This window comes from Archangium violaceum, assembly GCF_016887565.1.
Classification (GTDB): Bacteria; Myxococcota; Myxococcia; order Myxococcales; family Myxococcaceae; genus Archangium; species Archangium violaceum_B.
In genome coordinates this window covers 2,617,178-2,635,103 of the sequence record NZ_CP069396.1, presented here as the reverse complement: position 1 = coordinate 2,635,103, position 17,926 = coordinate 2,617,178, and the positions used below count along the sequence as shown (strand labels likewise).

Below are 17,926 nucleotides of genomic sequence, written 5' to 3'. Positions count from 1 at the left end.
CATTGTCTGGGAGCCCTGGCCGCCGCATGGTGACGCCTCCCGCCACCTTCAGGAGTGCACACATGAAGCTCTACTTTGCCCCCAGAACCCGAGCAGTCCGTCCCCGATGGCTGCTGGAGGAGCTCGGGGTGCCCTACGAGCTGGTCAAGCTCGAGCTCACCCGACAGGAGAACAACCCCCCCGAATACCTGGCGGTGCATCCTCTGGGCGAAGTCCCCGCCTTGGTGGATGGGGAAGTCACGCTGCTCGAGTCCCTGGCCATCTGCCTCTACCTGGCCGACCGGTTCCCGGAGAAGCAGCTGGCGCCGCCGATGGGTTCCGCGGAGCGCGGCCCCTATTATCAATGGATGGCCTTCGCCGAGGTGAGCCTCGATCCCGCGGTGATGGCCTTCTACTGGCACGCGCAGCTGCCCGAGGAGAAGAAGGCCAGCGCGCACGCGAATGAAGAACTCGCCAGGCACGGGACCCGCCTCGAGGCCGTGCTCGACCTCCTCGACATGGGCCTCGGCGGCAGTGAATTCCTGGTGGGAGGGGCTTTCACCGCCGCCGATGTGGTGATGGCCTCCATCCTCCACCTGGCACACACGCTGAAGCTGCTCGACGGGCATCCGCGGCTGGTGGAGTACGTCAAGCGCCACGTGCAACGCCCGGCGGTGCGGAGGGCCGTCTCGGGATGAGGCGAGGTGGGTTCGACCACAGCCGTGAGACACCGCCCCTCCGGCAGGGGCCCCACGCCCGTTCCTTTTCGCTCCGGCTCCGGGAGGCACTACACTGCCCACCCCCATGTCCCTCTCCGAGCCGCACACGAATGCCCTGCTGCAGCCCACCCTGACGGAGTCCGCTCCCCAGCAGGCGCTGCTTTCCCAGCGCGCCACCTTCCTCACCGCCTTCTTCGGCGGACCGTGGGCCGCGCTGTACGTGATGGCCGCCAACTTCCGGCGGCTGGGCCGCCTCGACCGCGCGATGCCGGTGCTCGCCGCCGCGGCGCTGCTCGGCGTGGTGGCGCTCGTGGTCTCCTTCGTGACGATCGCGCGCCCCGATCTCGCCGCCGAGTGGATGCCTTCGGGGGTGCGGAGCTCCCTGATGGTCCGCCGTGGCAACAACCTCCTCGGCATGCTCGCGTGGGGCGCGTGCTACCTGCCCATGCGCGCGCACTTCCGCGCCGCGGACATGTCGAGCCTCGGCTACGCCAGGCCCTGGGGCACGGTGGTGCCCGCCCTGCTCGTCGCCATGCTGGTACACGGGGCGGTGGTTGGCCTCGCCGTCTTCCTGCGCTGAGGGCTCCGCCCATGAGTCTTGCTCCCGAGACCTCCCGCCAGGTCGAGCACCTGCTCGACGTGGAGCGCTTCGACGATGCCCGCCGGCTGCTGGCCTCCCCCCTGCGGGAGGCCCCGGACAACGCGGAGCTGCTCTTCCTTGCCGCACGCGTGGAGCACGGCGCGGGCCGGCACGCGGAGGCCGAGCGCTGGGTCGCCGAGGTGCTGGGGCGCGCGCCGGAGCACACCGGGGCGCGGGTGCTGCGCTTCCAGCTGCTCCTGAAGGCCAGGCGCTACGCGGAGGCCGAGCAGGAGGTGCTCTCCCTGCTGCGCGAGCTGCCCGAGGAGGCGCTCCTCTACGCGCTCTACGCGCGGCTGATGCTGGAGACCCTGCACGTGGAGAAGGCCCGCGCGCTGGTGGACGAGGCGCTGCGGCTGGACCCCGCCCTCGAGTTGGCCCGCCTCCTCGACGCGCTCGTCTCCGTGGTGCAGGGACGGCTCGACGGGGCGACGGCCCGGGTGGCGGAGCTGGTGCGCGGCTCTCCCGATACGGAGGCGGTGGCCTGGGCACTGCTCACCGTTCTGCAGTCGCAGCACCGCTACCCGGAGGCCTTCCAGGTGGCGCGGGAGCTGCTTCGGGCCCGGCCCTCGGACCCGGAGGCGCTGGAGGCGCTGGTGCAGCTGCGCGCCATCACGCACTGGAGCTCGCTGCCGATCTGGCCCCTGCTGCGCTTCGGCTGGGGAGCGAGCATGGTGATGTGGGGGGTAGCCACCTTCGGGCTGCTGGGGCTGCGCCGGGTGGCCCCCGGCCTGGGAGCCGCGCTGGGGCTGGCGTTCCTGCTCTACGCCCTCTACTCCTGGGTTCAACCGCCGCTGCTGCGCCGATGGCTTCGCTGGAGAGGATTCTAGGGATGATGCGTCCACGCACCGAGCTGGAGCGCCTGCTGGCCTCCGACCCTTTCGACACCGCCCTCCGGGCTGAGTACGCCCAGCAGTTGCTCGAGGCCGGCGAGCACGGCACGGCCCTCCGCCAGTACGAGCTGCTGCGCAAGCAGGCCCCCGCCCAGGCGGCCTTCGCCCTGGGAGTGGCGCGCTGCGCGTGGAAGGCCGGAGACACCGAGGCGGCGCGGCGCGCCTACGCCGAGGCGCGCGGGCTGGAGGGGTTCACCGAGGACGCGGAGCTCGCCCAGGCCCTGGGAGCGGCGCGCGTCCAGCCCAGCCTGCGGGTGGTGCAGGGCGAGGCGCCCGTGGAGCCGCCGATGGCGGAAGTGGTGCCGCTGAGCGTCTCGGGAACGGTGCGCTTCGCCGACATCGTGGGCATGGAGGAGCTCAAGCGCACCATCCGGCTGCGCATCGTGGAGCCGTTCCTCAAGCCGGGGCTCTTCGCGCGCTTCGCCAAGAAGACCGGCGGGGGGCTGCTGCTCTACGGGCCCCCGGGGTGCGGCAAGACGCTCATCGCCCGCGCCATCGCCGGGGAGTGCAAGGCGACCTTCATCTCCGTGGGCATCAGCGACGTGCTCAACATGTGGATGGGCGAGAGCGAGCGGAACCTCGCCGCCCTCTTCGAGAAGGCCCGCGGCCAGCGCCCCGCGGTGCTCTTCTTCGACGAGCTGGATGCGCTCGCCTATTCCCGCTCCAAGGCGAGCAGCGAGCACACCCGCGCGCTGGTGAACGAGTTCCTCAACCAACTGGACGGCATGGCGGGGAACAACGAGCGCATCCTCGTGCTGGCGGCCACCAACATGCCCTGGGACGTGGACAATGCCATGAAGCGCCCGGGCCGCTTCGACAAGCAGGTCTTCGTCCCGCCGCCGGACGCGGAGGCGCGCGTGGAGATGTTCCAGCAGAAGCTGCGCGGACTCCCCACCGAGGCGATCGAGCCGCTCGCGCTGGCTCAGGTGACGGCCCATGCCTCGGGCGCGGACATCGATGGCATCATCGAGGAAGCCAAGGAGCGCGTGCTCGCCGACATCGTGGAGCGCGGCGTGGAGCGCCCCCTCACCCAGGCGGACCTGATGGAGGCCGCGCGCGCCAGCCAGCCCTCCACCCTGGACTGGCTGCGCACCGCGAAGAACCTGGTGAAGTATGGCGGGGACGGCGCCTACCGCGACGTGGAGGCGTACCTCAAGACGCACCGCCTGCTGGTGTGAGCCCACTGCCGGGGTGCAGACCGAGACCCGGCTTCACCAGCGCGATATTGATATGGGGTTGTGCCGCGTCTATCGGAGTGTCACGTTCCCCTGAACGCACAGGAGTGAAATCCTTGGACACTCTCGTTACTTCCGCCATCGACACCGAGCGCCTCACGATGCGCTGCCCGCGACGCGAGGACTTCGAGGAAGCCCTCGCCATGTGGGGAGATCCGAAGGTCACCCGATACATCGGCGGCAAGCCGTCCACCCGCGAGGAGATGTGGTCCCGCCTGCTGCGCTACGTGGGCCACTGGCAATTGATGGGGTTCGGGTTCTGGGTGGTGCGCGAGAAGAGCACGGGCCGGTTCGTCGGCGAGGTGGGCCTCGCGGACTTCCGACGGGACATCGAGCCCTCATTCGGCGGGTCCAAGGAGGCGGGATGGGCCCTGGCTCCGTGGGCACACGGAAAGGGGTTCGCCACGGAGGCCGTGCGCGCGGCGCTGACGTGGGCGGAGGGCAGGTTCGGTCCGGAGCGTGTGGTGTGCATCATCGACCCGGGGAACGAGGCGTCCATCAAGGTCGCGAACAAGTGCGGGTTCCGCGAGTTCTCACGCGGCACGTACAAGGGCGAGCCAACGCTGATGTTCGAGAGGCTCCCCAGGGCCAGGTGAGCGGCCGGGGCGCAACGGGTTTCCACGTCAACGGCGAGCAGGCCTCCAGCTCACTCCGGGTCAGGGGCGCCCGGCACCTTCGTGCCGGACACCGCGCTCTGGCGGGGAACTGGAGGCCTCCGGCGACAACGCCTACTGGGTCTCGACCCAACACGCCCAGCGACGGCTCGAGCACTGGCAGAACCCAGGCGCGCCACTGTTGAAGACACACGTGGTCTCGAGTCCGTCCTGGCGGCAGAGGGTGTAGTTGATGGCCTCGCACGAGGTGGCGAGGGCTTCGTTCTGAGCGGCAGCACCCTCGGGCGAAACCTGCTGCTCGGACTCGACCCCCCCACAACCCGTGGTGACAGTGGTGAGCACAACTGCAAACGCAAGCAAATGACGACGCAGCATGAGAAATCCTGGGACTCCGAGTGGAATCCCAGGATTGGGCATGCGGAATCAGCCTGTCAATGAAAGAACCGTGGTGGGATTCGAACCCGCGTCCTTCCGATACCCTCACCCCGTCCCTCTCCCGAAGGGAGAGGGGTTGGTGGTGAGTGGTGAGGCGTGATTCACACGTACCCGAAACGGCGGCGCAGGAACCACTCCGCTCCCAGCAGCCCCACCAGCGCCACCAGGTAGTACCAGCGATCCCACAACGGCCGATCCTTCGCCCGACCCACCTCCACCACCGGTGGATCCAACAGCGGCACGTCATCCGGCAGCCCACTCATCGGCAGCCGGAACGCCTTGCCCTTCGTGTATCTGGCGATCTGCTCCATCAGCTCCGGCCGCACCGACGCGTCCGACAGCTCCGGACCCACCGCTCGCACCGCCACCGCGTCCTCGCCCTTCCCCAGGTCCGTTTCGCCCTTCTTCGCCGTCGCCACCAGCTTGTATGGGCCCGGTGCCGGCGGCGCGAACTCCAGCCGCACCACCCCGTCCGGTCCCGTCTGCCCCACCTGCACCGCCACCGGCTTCTGCGTGTCCACCGACACCAGTTCCACCCGCACCTGCGCGTCCTGCGCCGGCTGGTAGTCCGACGTCCTCGACGACACCACCACCCCCACCGGCTTCCCAGGCTCCACCGACGGTGGATCCGCCGTCACGTTCAGCGTCGTCAGGTCCGGATCCCTCACCAGCCAGCGCAGCGCGTTGCCCCAGAACCGGTCATACGTGCGGCTCGGCGAGCCTTCCTTGTGCGCCGTGAACGCCCAGTACCAGCTCGCGTCCGTCGCCACCACCATCGCCCGGCCCCGCCCGTAGTCCCACACCGCCACCAGCGGCGCGTTCTTCCCGTCCACCGTCATGAACGGGTGGTCCATCAGCACCGTCGCCCCAGGCTTCGCCCTCGTCAGGTTCGCCCCCGGAATCGCCGGCAGCTCCGCCCATGCCGTCTCCGTGCTCGCCCCGCCAGAGGCCATCGCCGTCACCGGGTGACGCATGCCCTCGGGCGTCAGCCGCACCTTGAAGGGCTCTGGATTCGCCGGGCCCGCGCCCTCCACCGGCAAGGACTCGTACAGCGTGGGCATGTTCGCTCGGCCCTCGCCCAGCACGCTGTCCCCGCCAATCATCACCAGCGCCCCGCCGTTGTGCACGTAGCGCTCCAGGTTGCGCTCGTACTGGGCAATCGACAGCGACGTGTCCGTGTAGCCGAAGTTCTGGAAGATGACGACGTCGAACGTGTCCAGCTTCGTGTCGAAGATCTCCTCCATCGGGAAGGGAATCAGCGACAGCTCGCGCTCCTGGCTCACCACGCCCGGATCGTCCGACATCGTCCGCAGGATGTAGAAGGACACCAGGTCCACGTTCGCATCCTGGCGCAACAGGCCTCGCAGGAAGCGCTCGTCCCACGAGGGCCGGCCCACCACCAGCAACACGCGCACGCGGTCTCGAATCACCTTCAGCACGAACGAGCGGGTGTTGTTGTCCCCCACCGCCTCGTCCGGATACACGGGCATGCTCACCGTGTAGACGAAGCGCCCCGTCTGGTCCGGCGTGAACGTGAAGCCCACCGGCTTCACGTCGTCCGAGGACTCGAAGCGCACCGTCTTGCTCGCCACCACCTTGCCTTCCTGCTTCAGCACCACCGGCACGTCCTGCCCCGAGAAGCCCCGGCCGTGCACCTGCACCTCCACCGTGATGGAGTTGCGCACGAAGGCGAAGTCATCCACCTTCACCCGCTCCACGGCCAGGTCCTTCAACGCCTCCTTCCCCACGAGGAAGGTCGACACCGGCACGCCCAGGTCCGCCAGCGCCGCGCGCGCCCGGCCCACCGCCCCTCCCGCCAGCTCCACGTTGTCCGCGCCGTCGCTCACCATCAGCACGCCCGCCAGCTTCTTCGAGCCCTGCGCCCCCGCGCCCACCGAGCGCAGCGCCGACAGCAGGTCCGACGTGCCCGCACGCGCCGGCTCCTTCGCCAGCGTCTCGGCCGAGGTGGGCGACAGCTCCGGGTCGAAGCCGTACACCTCCACCGTGTACCGGTCCTGCAACGCCGCCAGCCCCGGCGCGGCCTTCTCCAGGAAGGCGGCCGCCTGCGCCGAGCGCGTCATGCCCCCAGGCTCCACCGGGAAGTTCATCGAGGCCGAGCGGTCCACCAGCACCGCCACCCGGTTCTTCATCCGCGCCACCTGCAGGTTGCGGATGCCCGGCTCCAGCAGGAAGAAGAGCGCCGCCAGCCCCGCCCCCGCGCGCAGCAGCCACAACGGCCAGCGCCGCAGCCGCGAGGGCTCGCGCCTCACGCCCCATGCCGCCAACCCCACTCCGAGCGCCACCCCCACCCCCAGCAGCACCAGCGCCCATACGGGCAGCGGCGAGAGGCTGACGAGCTTCCAGGCATTGAAGGGTGTGGTGTCCATGAAGGTGGGCCAGGGCCTCTCGGGTCAGCGGCGCTTGTTGAGGATGAGCGGCAGGTGGACGGCGTCGTCCTTGTAGTCCAGGCAGAGCGCGTACATGCACAGGTTGATGCCCAACCGGATGGCCAGCTCGCGCTGCGGCTCGCCGCCCGGGGAGACGTCGAACTCGTAGTCTCCCGCCTCGCTGCGGCTCCAAGCACCCGCCACGTCGTTCTGCGAGTACATCACCGCCGCCCTCTTGCCGATGTTGGCCGACAGCAACTGTGGTTTGTTGAGCAACCGTCCCGGCGCCGAGTCCAACAGGAAGAAGCTCTTGAAGACCACGTGGCTGGAGGGCACCGGGGTCAGCGGGCTCTGCGGCAGCACCCGCGCCAGCTCGCGCCGGAAGCTGGCATCGAAGCCGTCCCCGTCGCTGGCGTCGTTGGCGTCCGCCAGGAGGAAGCCGCCAAAGGTGAGATAGCGGCGCAGGTTCTCCACCTCGGCGTTGCTGAAGGGCGGGAAGCCCCCATCGCTCCCCAGGTAGAGGAAGGGGTACTCGAAGAGGTCCGCGCTCGACAGGGAGAAGGGGCGAGCGTCCGGCACCACCTCCACCGAGGTGCGCCGTTGTACCTCCCACGCGATGCGTCGGAGTCCAGACAGTCGGGCGTCCCACCGGCCGCCGTGCCGGGCAACGGCGGGGATGAAACGGCTCTTCTCTCCGAAAGCGGACGCACGTCCGGCCAGCAGCGGGACGAGCGCCGCACCGCCGAGCAAGAGGTGTCGTCGGCTGAGGGGGCGCGCGGGCATGGGGGTTCTATATACCGTCGACGCGCCCTTGCATTCCCCGCTATAGAGGTCCCCCATGGCGAAAGGCGGACAGACGCCGAGAGACCCTGCCTCCCCCCGGATGCAGGCGGCATGGAAGCTCAAGGACTCGGGGGATGTGGTGGCCGCGCGACGCGAGGCCGAGCGCATCCTGGCCGACACTCCCGAGCCCGAGGACAAGGCCCAGGCCGAGGAGCTCCTGCGCCGCGCCACCACGCCCCCTGCCCTCTACGGCTTCGCCGCTCTGTCCGCCTTCATCCTCGTGCTGCTCGTGGTCCTCGCCGCCACGCGCTACTAGGACACCGTCTTGGACGCCTACCTCGCGGCCCTCAAGGCCTATCAGACCTTCAATCCCTCCGGCTGGGTGGCCATCTACCGGCTGCTGCCCATGTGGGCCGGTATCGTGTGCTGCGTGCTGGGGCTCCTGCTGCTGCTCTTCGGCGGCGGGCGCTTCTTCCGCGTGCTGGCCGGCCCCATGGGCGCGCTCATCGGCATGGGCTGGACGGGTGTGCTGCTCGCGAAGTTCGGCGTCGCCGGCACCGACCCACGCCTGCCCGCCGCCGCCGCCGCGGTGCTCGCCATGGTGGGGTTCCTCTTCCCTCCCGCCGTCGTCTACCTCGGCGTGGGCATCCCCGTGGGGCTGCTCGGTGGGGAGATCGCCGGCTCCAAGGACTACCTCGTCGGCTTCGCGCCGGGCCTCATCCTCGGGGGCCTGGTCGCCGCGGTGCTCAACCGGCAGGTGTCCGCCATCCTCGCCTCCATCCTGGGCGCCTGGATGCTCGTCATCGGCGCGCTGGCGGCCCTGCACCAGTTCGGGGGGCTCGTCACCGCCATGGCCAGCCAGCCCTGGGGCCTCATCATCGCCGCGGGGCTCTTCGCCCTGGCCGGCAGTGTCTACCAGATCGCCGTACGGCCCTCCCCCGAGGAGGTCGAACGGCAGAACGCCGAGCGCCAGCGGTTGAAGATGCGCAAGGCCGAGCAGAAAGCCCTGGAGAAGCGCTGGAGCGCCTCCCGGGGTGGCGAGTAGGCGCCTCGGAGCGACCTTTACCTCCAACCGGGGCCGCGCTTAGAGTCCGCGCCCCCCTGCACCCCCCCTCGGGGGACGAGCGACACCGATGGGCCAGGCCAAGCGCAAGGAGAAGAACCCGGAGGCGAAGGAGCCACCGCATCCCGATGCGGAGGGTACTCCCGCCGCGAGCGCGGACGCCGGTTCCCCCCTGCCCTGGAAGAAGCCCGAGGGGCTGTCGCGCCGGGGCTGGGCGGTGCTCGCCGGCGTCATCCTCGCCATCCAGTTCCCGCTCATCCACTACGCCCTCTTCCGGAGCGAGGCGGCCACCACCGCCACCGTGCCCTACCAGCAGGACTTCACGGACCCCGGCGTGGTGCAGCGCGACTTCTTCTCCACCGGCGGCCACTGGCGCGTGGTGAACGGGCAGCTGCTGTCGCCCGGCGTGAAGAACAACCCGCTGTGGCTCCAGGCGAAGCTGCCGCGCGACGTGGCCATCGAGTTCGACGTCCGCTCCGAGTCCCCCGAGGGCGACATCAAGGTGGAGGTCTTCGGCGACGGCACGGACCACGCCTCCGGCTACGTGTTCATCCATGGCGGGTGGAACAACTCGCTGTCCATCATCGCGCGGCTGGACGAGCACGGCACCCCGCTGGAAACGCTCCAGCGCCAGGCCAAGCGCGTGGCCGAGAAGAATGGAGGCCAGGGCGCGGGCCTGGTGGAGACGGGCGTCTTCCGCAAGGACACGCACATGCGCGTGGAGGCCAAGCCCTACCCGGTGGAGATCGGCCGCACCTATCACTGGCGTATCGAGCGCCGGGGCTCGCTGCTACGCTGGTCCATCGATGGCAAGCCGTTCATGGAGTTCGATGACCCCATTCCCCTCGAGGGAAGCGGGCATGATCGCCTGGGGTTCTCCAGCTGGGAGGCCCAGCTCTTCTTCGACAACCTGAAGATCGAGCCGCTGTGAGTCGGGACATGACCAGCGGCGGATCAGAAGTCAGGGGTACCAACGTGCGCAGAGTGGGAATCTTCGGCTGGGGAGTGGTCGCGCCCCGGTCCCGGAACATCGAGGCCTTCGAGCGGAACCTGGCATCGGCGGAGAGCTGGCTCTCCCCCTTCGAGGGTTTCGGTCCCAACAACTTCCTGGTGGGCCAGCCGGACTTCGATTTCACGGAGTACAAGCCGTGGATCGACGCGCGCTTCCCCGCCACCCGCTACGCCCAGCTCGAGAAGAAGATGGGCATGCCCACGAAGATGGCCATCGGCTCCTTCATCCAGGCGCTGGGCCAGAACCCGGGCCTGGAGCAGGAGCTGCAGGGGCTGGGGCCTCGCGCGCACGTGTACGTGGGCACCGGCCTGGGAGATCTGCCAACCATCCACGACATCACCCTGGGGCTGCACCGCGCCCAGCGGCGGTGGGACCGGTTCTGGGCCTCGCCCGAGCGCAACAGCGCCCTGCGCCGCTGGCAGGAGACGCGTGAGCCGCTGCCCGGACTGCCCCCCGAGCCCTCCACGGTGGAGGAGCTCGAGCGCGACGTGGCCGAGGAGGCCTGGTGGCACTTCTGGGCCGGCCAGTCCCCCGAGCTGCGCGAGTACCTCGCCGAGCAGAAGGAGATCGAAGGCCTGGGCGTCGAGGGCGGCAACGTGGAGGCCGCCAAGCTGGCCGTCATCAAGGAGAAGCGCACGCGCAACCAGCGCCTGCAGAAGAAGTGGGGCGCTCCCGAGCCGCCCTGGAACGCGGTGCCGGCAGAAATCCTCTGGAACATCCACAACACCCCCGCCTCGCAGATTTCGATGATGGGGAAGATCACCGGCATGACGTTCGCGCCGGTGGCGGCGTGCTCCTCGTTCGGCTACGGGCTGAAGCTGGCGCTGGACGCCATCCGCCGGGGCGACGCCAAGGCCGTGGTGATGGGGATGACGGATCCGCCCCCGCACGAGCTCACGGTGGGTGGCTTCTACAACGCGCGCGTGGTGAGCGCGGACGGCGCGGTGTCCAAGCCGCTCACGCAGCTGCGCGGCACGCACGTGGCCGGCGGCTCGGTGGTGTGGATCCTCGGGGACCTGGAGTACTTCACCGCCAAGGGCTTCAAGCCGCTGGGCATGGAGCCCATCACCGTGGGAGTCACCGCGGACGCGGACCACATCATCACGCCCTCGAAGGAGGGGCCCTCCGTGGCCATCCACGAGGCGCTGCAGTCCGCGGGCGTGACGCCCGCCGAGGTGGGCAGCTGGGACCTGCACGCCACCGCTACCCCGGGCGACGTGCTGGAGATGGAGACGCTGCGCGCGGTGCTGCCCGAGACGGTGCTGGTGACGGCGCGCAAGGGCACCTTCGGCCACGGCATGGGCGCCGGTGGCGGCTGGGAGCTGACGGCCCAGTACCTCGGCTATGCCCGGGGCCAGGTGTTCCCCACCCCGCTGTCCGAGCCGGAACTCAACAAGGGGCTCGGCCAGCTGCACAGCCGCTACGTCTTCGACAAGGCGGTGGCCGCGCCCCAGGGCTGCGCCGGCAAGCTGTCCATGGGCGTGGGCGGCATCAACGCCTGCGTCATCTCGCGCCCCTGGCGCTGAGCGCTCCCCGAGGGGCGGGCTCCTTCCCACCCGCCCCCGAAGGCGGGACGGAAGCCGACATCGCTCGCCCAAAGACAATCACAGTCGGAACGAGGTGCGCCAGGCGTTGGCGGAAGCCGTTGCCCCCGAGGCTACGCGCTCCCACCGCGCGTCAGTCGAGCCTCACGCTGTCGCCATCGACGCGCACCTTGTCCAGGGTCAGGCCCAGCATCTGCTCCAGCAGGTCCTTGCCCAGCTCCCGCGCCAGCTTCAGCTGCTCCGGGCGGCCCTTGTCGCGCCCCTCGGCGTAGAGCCCTCGGACGATGGTGCCCGCGAGCACCACCGACTCATACATCTCCTGCTTGTCGCGATCCGACAGCCGCCGCTCCTTGAGCGCCATGGCGATGCCATCGTTGAGCTGCTCCAGCATGCTCTCGCGCTGCTCGTCGCTCAGCTCCTGGTTCTTGAGCGCCAGATAGGCAGACGCGAAGAGGAAGCTGAAGGCCCCGGCGAGGTTGTTCTTCAATCGCTGTTCGTCGTTCCGATCCAGGTGCTGCTCATAGCCCTTCAGCAGCGAGCTGAAGGAGGTCTCGAGCGACTGACGGTGCTCCTCGTCGATGTCCTGGAGGCCCGCGGCCAGCCGGCGGGGCACGATGGGCCCGCCCACCGAGCGGAACGACGACACCGCGAGCGGCAGCTTCACCTGCAGGATGCCGGAAGCCTCCTCGGTGCCCACGAGGGCCTGGCGCCCCCCGGCGGTGTTCCTCCCCTGCTCCCGCAAGTCATGGGCCCACCACTGCTTGCGGAAGAAGAGCTTGAGGTTGCCGTTGACGAACATGCTGCCGCTGTACTGCCGGTACGGGCTCGTGGGCTGCGCGCCCGCCTCACCCGCCGAGCCGAGCAGGATGCACCCCACGGCGATGGCGAAAACCGTCCTGGAAAAGTCGTTCATGTCCCCCTCCACACTGATTTGGGAAGTAGCGCTCCACGGGAGTCAGCCCGGTGCTCCGGCCCACAATCCCGATGGACGCGGGAACATCAGCGGAAAGGGCGCGTGCTGGCAAGCCAGTCAGCGAATGCGCTGGCCACTTCCCCCGGGGGTTGGTAGCTGCTCCAGGCATGCGGCTCACCCTCCACCGTGGCGTCAGCCTGGCCGTCCTCGCCTCGGCCCGTACCGAGGCGGAGCACCATGAGGACCTGGGTTGCAGCATCCAGGGCCCCACCGCCCGGCCCGTGCGGCAGGCCCATGTCCCCCTGAAGCAGCGGCTCGCGGAGCTGGGGCCGGAGCGGGCCCTGCGCGAGGCGAAGTCCCTGGTGCGCTGGCTGGAGGAGACCCCGCGCTATGCCGCGCTGCGCGAGGGCGGCAGGCGCCGGGGCGGGCGCTACCCGCTGCGCCACGAGGTGCTGTTCCCCGACGCGGCGAAGCACAAGCCGCGCATCCTCCACCTGCGCCAGGAGGAGCGGGGGCTCGACTTCCCCGTGAAGGCCCGCGAGTGGCCCGCCCTCGCCGAGCTCTTCGCCTCGCTGGCGCGCGGAGCCACCCGGGCCGAGCTGCGAGCCCTCGCCCTGGAGCCCGCGGTGGGCGAGCTGCTCGCAGACATGTCGAGCGTGGGCTGGCTCGTCCGCCACGAGGGCCCGGTGGAGGTGCCCACCCCGGGGGCCCTCTTCGTCGGTCACAACACCGTGCTGGTGGCGAGCGCCCGGGCCCGAGTCCTGGTGGACCCCTACTTCCGCCCCGCCAGCGGGCTCGACCGGCCGGACTACCAGCCGATGCAACCGAGGGACCTCGGCCCGGTGGACGCGGTGGTCATCACCCACTCGCACGGGGACCACTTCCACCTGGGCTCGCTGCTCCAGCTCCCGCGCGACACGCGCATCTTCGTGCCCGCGGTGGAGCGCGAGAGCCTCTTCTCCACCGACTGCGTGCTGCGGTTGAAGCAGCTCGGGTATACCCGCGTCGAGCCCCTGCGCTGGGGCGAGGAGCGGCGGGTGGGCGACATCACCGTGCGCGCCCTGCCCTTCCACGGCGAGCAGCCCACCGACGGCGAGGGCCTCTACCCGGGCCTCTTCAACGAGGGGAACACCTGGCTGGTGCGCACACCGGACTTCTCGGCGGCCTTCTTCGCCGATGCCGGGCACGACGTGCGCGGAGACATGGACGGCGTGTGCCGCGCGCTGCGCGAGGAGGCACCCGTGGACGTGCTCTTCTGCGGTGTGCGGGGCTTCCGGCTCAAGCCGCTCTTCTTCGGCTACACCACCCTGGACGCCTACCTGGTCGACGTGCCCCTGGACGCGCTCGCCACACCGCAGCAGCTCATGGCCGGGCCAGAGGAGGCCCTGCGCTACGGCGAGCTGCTCGGCGCGCGCTACGTGGTGCCCTGTGCCGACGGCGGTGCGCCCTGGTATTGGCGCGAGGGCATGGGCCCGCGCTACCCGGGCTACCCTGGCGAGCCGGTGAGTGGCGCCAGCACCCTGGACGAGAACCCGGACGCGGATCCGTACCCCGAGCGCCTGAAGCAGGTGCGCCGGCAGGTGGGGCACGGGCCCCAGGCGCTGCTGCTCCGCCCCGGCGAGTCCCTGGCCTGGCGGGGGCGCAAGGCACCGGACATCCACCCGCACCCGGGCTTCCGCTGGCCCTTCGGCGGCATCCCGGCACGCCGCGGGGCATGACGCGAACGGCTCGCCCCGGCCTGCTCAGTGCCCTGGAGGTTGCGCGGGCTCGGCCTCCCGGAGGGGCTCCTCCGGGAAGGCCCGAAGGTTGAGCTGCCCCGCCAGGACATGCAGCTTCTCGTGGACCGATTCGTTGGTGAACTCGTGCAGGTCCATCAGGGCCTGGGCGTAGTCGGTGAGCGCGGTCAGCCATTCGCGCAGGCTCTCCGTGCTCGTGGGCGCGGCGCGGGCCGCCTCGATTCGTGCGAAGGCCTCGTGCAGCCGGTCGGCTGCTTCGTCTACGTGCTTGGGGAGTGCCATGATGTCAACCCTCTCGCCTCACCATGGGACCGCCTCGGTCCGGCGTGCCAGGGGTCGCACCACGCGCCGGGCCGAGGAGCGGGCATCCGAGCCCGAAACTTCCGTCAGGGCATGCAGCCGCGCTCGGGCGGACAAATCCTGAATCTTCGTGACGAAGGCCGCGCCGCGGCCGCGAAGGAAAGGAAGGGGGTTGGCCATGCGAGGACGTGAGCGCGTGTGCAAGAAACACATCAAGCAGGCCGGTTGGAGCATCGCGAACGAAGGGCCGCGGGAAGAGAGCTATCACCTGGAGCTCCACGGTCCCCGTGGGGAGCGGATGAAGGTCGATGCGCCCTCCAAGGCTCGCGCCTACCGCCATGCGGAGCGGCAGGTGAATGGAAGCGAGCCCGGAACGGCCCTCTGGGCCACCCCGAGCTGACCTCTTCTCCTCGTCTGGAAAGCAGCCGACCGGGCTGGTGCACCGTCCGCTGACCTGCCCCCCGGCTGCCCCCGACCCTAACCTCCCTGGCAGGACACCGAGGGCGTGCCATGAATGTTCAAGATACCGACAAGCTGCCGGAGACGCAGGACAGCCAGAAGGCATCTCCGGAGCAGACGAGCAGGCCGAGCAAGGCCCCACCTCCCATGCAGGCGGATCAGCGCCCACCCATCGAACGGGGCGCGCACCTGCTGGCGCTGAGCACGCTCAAGAACGCGGAGATTCCCTTCGTGGTGGCGGGCGCCTACGCGCTCCACCTGTACACGGGCATCTATCGCGACACCAAGGACCTGGACATCTTCCTCAAGCGCGAGCACGTGCAGCGCGCGATGGAGGCCCTGGGGAGCATGGGCTTCCAGACGAAGATGCATGACCCGGTGTGGATCGCCAAGGCGTACGCCAACGACGAGTACTTCGCCGACCTCATCTTCAGCTCGGGCAACGGTGTGGCGGTGGTGGACGACTACTGGATCGACCGGTCCAACCCGGGCGTCGTCCACGGCCTGCCCATCCTCGTGGCGCCGCCCGAGGACATCATCTGGTCCAAGGCCTTCGTCTGCGAGCGCGAGCGCTTCGACGGCACGGACATCAATCACCTCATCCTCGCCCGCGGCAAGCAGATGGACTGGAAGCACCTGATGATGCGGTTCACGCCGCACTGGGAGGTGCTGCTGGCCCACCTGACCTTCTACCGCTTCAGCTACCCGGGCCAGCGCGACCACGTGCCCCGCTGGGTCTGGGACGAGCTGCTCGACCGGGCCCGCGACCAGCACAACGAGCCCGAGAAGAAGAAGCTCTGCCGGGGAATGTTGATCGCCAAGGGCCAGTACAGTGTGGACGTCGAGCACTGGGGTTACGCCGACGCCCGGTTGGAGGAGGTCGCGACGTTCCGCGACTACAAGAAGTAGGGCGTACGGCGCGGCCCTTGCCCGGCGGGTCGTCCACCACTAGCAAGGGGGCTCCTCGCTCCCGGAGTCGACGCGCCTCATGCCTCTCTCCACCCTCTGCCTGCGCTGCGGCCTGTGCTGCGACGGCACGCTCTTCACCCACGTGCCGCTCCGGCCTGACGAGGTCGCTCCCTTGAAGGCCCTCGGCCTGCCGGTGAGGGAGCGAGAGGACGGAAGGCCCGTGCTCCCCCAGCGCTGCGCGGCGCTGGACGGGCGACGGTGCACCGCCTACGCCGAGCGCCCCGAGGGCTGCCGCCGCTACCACTGCCAGCTCTTCTCCGCCCTCTCCGAGGGCGAGGTGTCCCTGGAGGAAGCGCTCTCGGTCGTGGATGGAGCGCATGCGCTGCTCGCCACCGCGGGCGAGGCGCGTGGACCCGAGGTGGAGGACTACCTCGACCGGCACTTCCGGGGCCGCCACCGGCGCTACTCGGCACAGTAGCGGGCCCGCTTCGTAGCGTGGGTAACGGAGACCCGAGGCCCTGATTGGAGCCCCTCGAGCGCCTCGTTAGCTTGCCACGCATGCGCTACTGGCTCCTCTTCATCAGCGACGACCAGGCCGGAGCGCTGTACCTGCTACGCAAGCAGTAAAGCCATCCACGCCACTCCCCTGTAGCAATCGGTGGACTTCGGAAGTAGTATCTCCTTGTTTTCCATCATCACCTCCAAAGTCATGGAGTAGACCGAGCCCCGAGGGAATCCATGGACCGTGAGATGTTCCTGACGTGGACGGAGGACGTTCTGCGGCCGGGAGCCGCTCCAGGGGCCGAGCCCGGCGGCGACACACCCTACCGGACCGTGCGCATCGGCACGCGGCAGTACATCGGTGTCGACGCGCTCCACAACGGCGTCCTTCGCGTCTATCTCTATTCCAGCCATCCCCCGCTCAAGGAGCGCTGGCTGCGGTTGAAGAACGCGCTGGAGCTGAACGACGCTCCCACCAACCTCGATCCGCTGCCTCCGGGCTCCAGTCCCCGTCTGTTCATGCGAGACAATGGGGAACAGCAGCGCGGGTTCTTCGGCTTCGAGTGGCAGGGCGCCAACGACCTCACGCCCGAGCGCGCCCCGCTGAGCCAGTACGTCACGTGGCTGCTCCACGTGGCCCGCAAGGAGGGGTGAGGGTCCCCCCCCACCTCCCCACCCACCTCATCCCTTCGGCACCGCCACCAGATCGAAGTCCGGAATGTGCTCGCGCATGTAGTCGCGCATCCGGTTGATGAGCGCGGCCTCTATCTGCCTCGCCCGCTCGCGACTCACCCCGTACTTGTCACCGATGTCCTGGAGCGTCAGCGGCTCGTCCGCGATGAGTCGGTTCTCGAAGATGAACCGCTCCTTTCCCTCCAACGACTTCGAGAACTCCCCCAGCTTCTCCCGGAAGAGCGCCTTGAGCTGCTCGTTGCCCAGCCGCTCATCGGCCCCCTGCGCCGCCGACGGCAGGAAACGGTCCATCCTCGTCGCCGACGAGTCCTCTCCTCCCACCGGCGCGTCCAACGACATCTCGTCGTGACCCAGCCGCTGGTCCATCTCCACCACGTCCTGCTCGGTGACGTTGAGGCGCTCGGCCAGCATCTTCGGCGTCACCTCGAAGCCCTGCGCCATCAACTTCTCCTGCTCCTGGCGCAACTTGAAGAAGAGCTTCCGCTGGGCCTCCGTCGTCCCCAGCTTCACCATCTTCCAGTTGTCCATGATGTAACGCAGGATGTAGGCGCGTATCCACCATGCGGCGTAGGAGCTGAGCTTCACCCCCCGCTCCGGATCGTACTTCTTGACCGCCTGCATCAGCCCGATGTTGCCCTCCTGCACCAGGTCCAGCAGGGACAGGGGGTTGCGGTGGTACTCGTGGGCCAGCTTCACCACCAGTCGCAGGTTGGCCGCCACCAGCCGATAGGCCGCCTGTACGTCCCCCGTATCCCGGTAGTGCCGGGCGAGCGCCGTCTCCTCCTCCCGGGTGAGCAGCGGGTGGCGCGTCACCTCGGCCATGTACGCCTGGAGGGGGTCGGCCCGGGCCAGCCCCGACTCCCCCGCCCTCACCAGGGCCCTGGCGGGGACCTTGGGGGACTCCTCCACCTCGGCCTCCACCTCCTCCAGCTCCTCGGGGGCCGGCTCCAGGGATTCCGGTTCCGGCTCGGAGGATTCCGCCTCCACGGCCTCTGCTTCCTCGGGGGGCGGGGCCGCGGCCGGACGCTTCGCCCGGGTCCGGGTTCCCGTACCTCCCGTTTTCTTCCTCCCATTCGCCATGGGGAGTTCCTTATGCAAAGTGAGCCGATTGTTG

Annotated in this window: 19 protein-coding genes; 14 read left to right on the top strand and 5 right to left on the bottom strand. The window is 69.5% G+C overall.

Annotated elements, in window-relative coordinates:
* Positions 1–62: 62 nt before the first annotated feature.
* The 5 genes from JRI60_RS10950 to JRI60_RS10930 all read left to right on the top strand — a co-directional run bounded on the left by JRI60_RS10950 (position 63) and on the right by JRI60_RS10930 (position 4,059).
* Entirely contained in the window at positions 63–677 is a 615-nt protein-coding gene (locus JRI60_RS10950) for a glutathione S-transferase family protein (RefSeq protein WP_204225788.1), read from the top strand.
* A 106-nt stretch (positions 678–783) separates the two neighbouring features.
* Positions 784–1,278, top strand: a complete 495-nt coding sequence (locus tag JRI60_RS10945) for a hypothetical protein (protein WP_204225787.1) — start codon at positions 784–786, stop codon at positions 1,276–1,278.
* Between the two features lie 11 nt (positions 1,279–1,289).
* A complete protein-coding gene (locus JRI60_RS10940) occupies positions 1,290–2,165 on the top strand; it encodes a tetratricopeptide repeat protein (protein WP_204225786.1) in 876 nt (291 codons plus the stop codon).
* Positions 2,166–2,167: 2 nt separating this feature from the next.
* The gene (locus JRI60_RS10935) at positions 2,168–3,406 is read left to right on the top strand and encodes an ATP-binding protein (RefSeq protein WP_204225785.1); all 1,239 of its coding nucleotides are present in this window, start codon (positions 2,168–2,170) and stop codon (positions 3,404–3,406) included.
* Between the two features lie 113 nt (positions 3,407–3,519).
* The gene (locus JRI60_RS10930; protein WP_239470455.1) at positions 3,520–4,059 is read left to right on the top strand and encodes a GNAT family N-acetyltransferase; all 540 of its coding nucleotides are present in this window, start codon (positions 3,520–3,522) and stop codon (positions 4,057–4,059) included.
* A 554-nt stretch (positions 4,060–4,613) separates the two neighbouring features.
* Here JRI60_RS10930 and JRI60_RS10925 read toward each other — a convergent pair.
* Together JRI60_RS10925 and JRI60_RS10920 are read right to left on the bottom strand one after the other, a co-directional pair.
* Positions 4,614–6,899: a glutamine amidotransferase gene (locus JRI60_RS10925; protein ID WP_204225784.1), complete on the bottom strand. Its 2,286-nt coding sequence runs from the start codon at positions 6,897–6,899 to the stop codon at positions 4,614–4,616.
* 24 nt (positions 6,900–6,923) lie between these two features.
* Positions 6,924–7,682 (bottom strand): DUF4159 domain-containing protein, encoded by a 759-nt coding sequence (locus JRI60_RS10920; RefSeq protein ID WP_204225783.1) that lies wholly within the window; start codon positions 7,680–7,682, stop codon positions 6,924–6,926.
* 55 nt (positions 7,683–7,737) lie between these two features.
* On the opposite strand from JRI60_RS10920, the gene JRI60_RS10915 reads away from it, so the two are divergent.
* The 4 genes from JRI60_RS10915 to JRI60_RS10900 all read left to right on the top strand — a co-directional run bounded on the left by JRI60_RS10915 (position 7,738) and on the right by JRI60_RS10900 (position 11,283).
* Positions 7,738–7,998 (top strand): molecular chaperone DnaJ, encoded by a 261-nt coding sequence (locus JRI60_RS10915; protein ID WP_204225782.1) that lies wholly within the window; start codon positions 7,738–7,740, stop codon positions 7,996–7,998.
* Between the two features lie 9 nt (positions 7,999–8,007).
* Entirely contained in the window at positions 8,008–8,727 is a 720-nt protein-coding gene (locus JRI60_RS10910) for a hypothetical protein (protein ID WP_204225781.1), read from the top strand.
* A gap of 88 nt (positions 8,728–8,815) precedes the next feature.
* Positions 8,816–9,676 (top strand): hypothetical protein, encoded by an 861-nt coding sequence (locus JRI60_RS10905; RefSeq protein WP_204225780.1) that lies wholly within the window; start codon positions 8,816–8,818, stop codon positions 9,674–9,676.
* A gap of 44 nt (positions 9,677–9,720) precedes the next feature.
* Complete coding sequence (locus JRI60_RS10900; protein WP_204225779.1) at positions 9,721–11,283, top strand: beta-ketoacyl synthase N-terminal-like domain-containing protein; 1,563 nt, start codon at positions 9,721–9,723, stop codon at positions 11,281–11,283.
* A gap of 151 nt (positions 11,284–11,434) precedes the next feature.
* Here JRI60_RS10900 and JRI60_RS10895 read toward each other — a convergent pair whose 3' ends face one another.
* Positions 11,435–12,214, bottom strand: a complete 780-nt coding sequence (locus tag JRI60_RS10895) for a DUF6683 family protein (protein ID WP_204225778.1) — start codon at positions 12,212–12,214, stop codon at positions 11,435–11,437.
* Between the two features lie 167 nt (positions 12,215–12,381).
* Between JRI60_RS10895 and JRI60_RS10890 the strand changes: the two genes are divergently transcribed.
* Entirely contained in the window at positions 12,382–13,932 is a 1,551-nt protein-coding gene (locus JRI60_RS10890) for an MBL fold metallo-hydrolase (RefSeq protein WP_204225777.1), read from the top strand.
* A gap of 24 nt (positions 13,933–13,956) precedes the next feature.
* Here the strand turns inward: JRI60_RS10890 and JRI60_RS10885 are convergent, their stop codons facing one another.
* The gene (locus JRI60_RS10885; protein ID WP_204225776.1) at positions 13,957–14,232 is read right to left on the bottom strand and encodes a hypothetical protein; all 276 of its coding nucleotides are present in this window, start codon (positions 14,230–14,232) and stop codon (positions 13,957–13,959) included.
* A 196-nt stretch (positions 14,233–14,428) separates the two neighbouring features.
* Here JRI60_RS10885 and JRI60_RS10880 point away from each other — a divergent pair, with 196 nt between their 5' ends.
* The 4 genes from JRI60_RS10880 to JRI60_RS10865 all read left to right on the top strand — a co-directional run bounded on the left by JRI60_RS10880 (position 14,429) and on the right by JRI60_RS10865 (position 16,773).
* Complete coding sequence (locus tag JRI60_RS10880; RefSeq protein ID WP_204225775.1) at positions 14,429–14,650, top strand: hypothetical protein; 222 nt, start codon at positions 14,429–14,431, stop codon at positions 14,648–14,650.
* 110 nt (positions 14,651–14,760) lie between these two features.
* A complete protein-coding gene (locus tag JRI60_RS10875; protein WP_204225774.1) occupies positions 14,761–15,618 on the top strand; it encodes a nucleotidyltransferase in 858 nt (285 codons plus the stop codon).
* 79 nt (positions 15,619–15,697) lie between these two features.
* A complete protein-coding gene (locus tag JRI60_RS10870) occupies positions 15,698–16,096 on the top strand; it encodes a YkgJ family cysteine cluster protein (RefSeq protein WP_204225773.1) in 399 nt (132 codons plus the stop codon).
* A 260-nt stretch (positions 16,097–16,356) separates the two neighbouring features.
* The gene (locus JRI60_RS10865) at positions 16,357–16,773 is read left to right on the top strand and encodes a hypothetical protein (RefSeq protein WP_204225772.1); all 417 of its coding nucleotides are present in this window, start codon (positions 16,357–16,359) and stop codon (positions 16,771–16,773) included.
* A gap of 27 nt (positions 16,774–16,800) precedes the next feature.
* Here JRI60_RS10865 and JRI60_RS10860 read toward each other — a convergent pair whose 3' ends face one another.
* Complete coding sequence (locus JRI60_RS10860; protein WP_204225771.1) at positions 16,801–17,892, bottom strand: sigma-70 family RNA polymerase sigma factor; 1,092 nt, start codon at positions 17,890–17,892, stop codon at positions 16,801–16,803.
* Positions 17,893–17,926 lie beyond the last annotated feature (34 nt).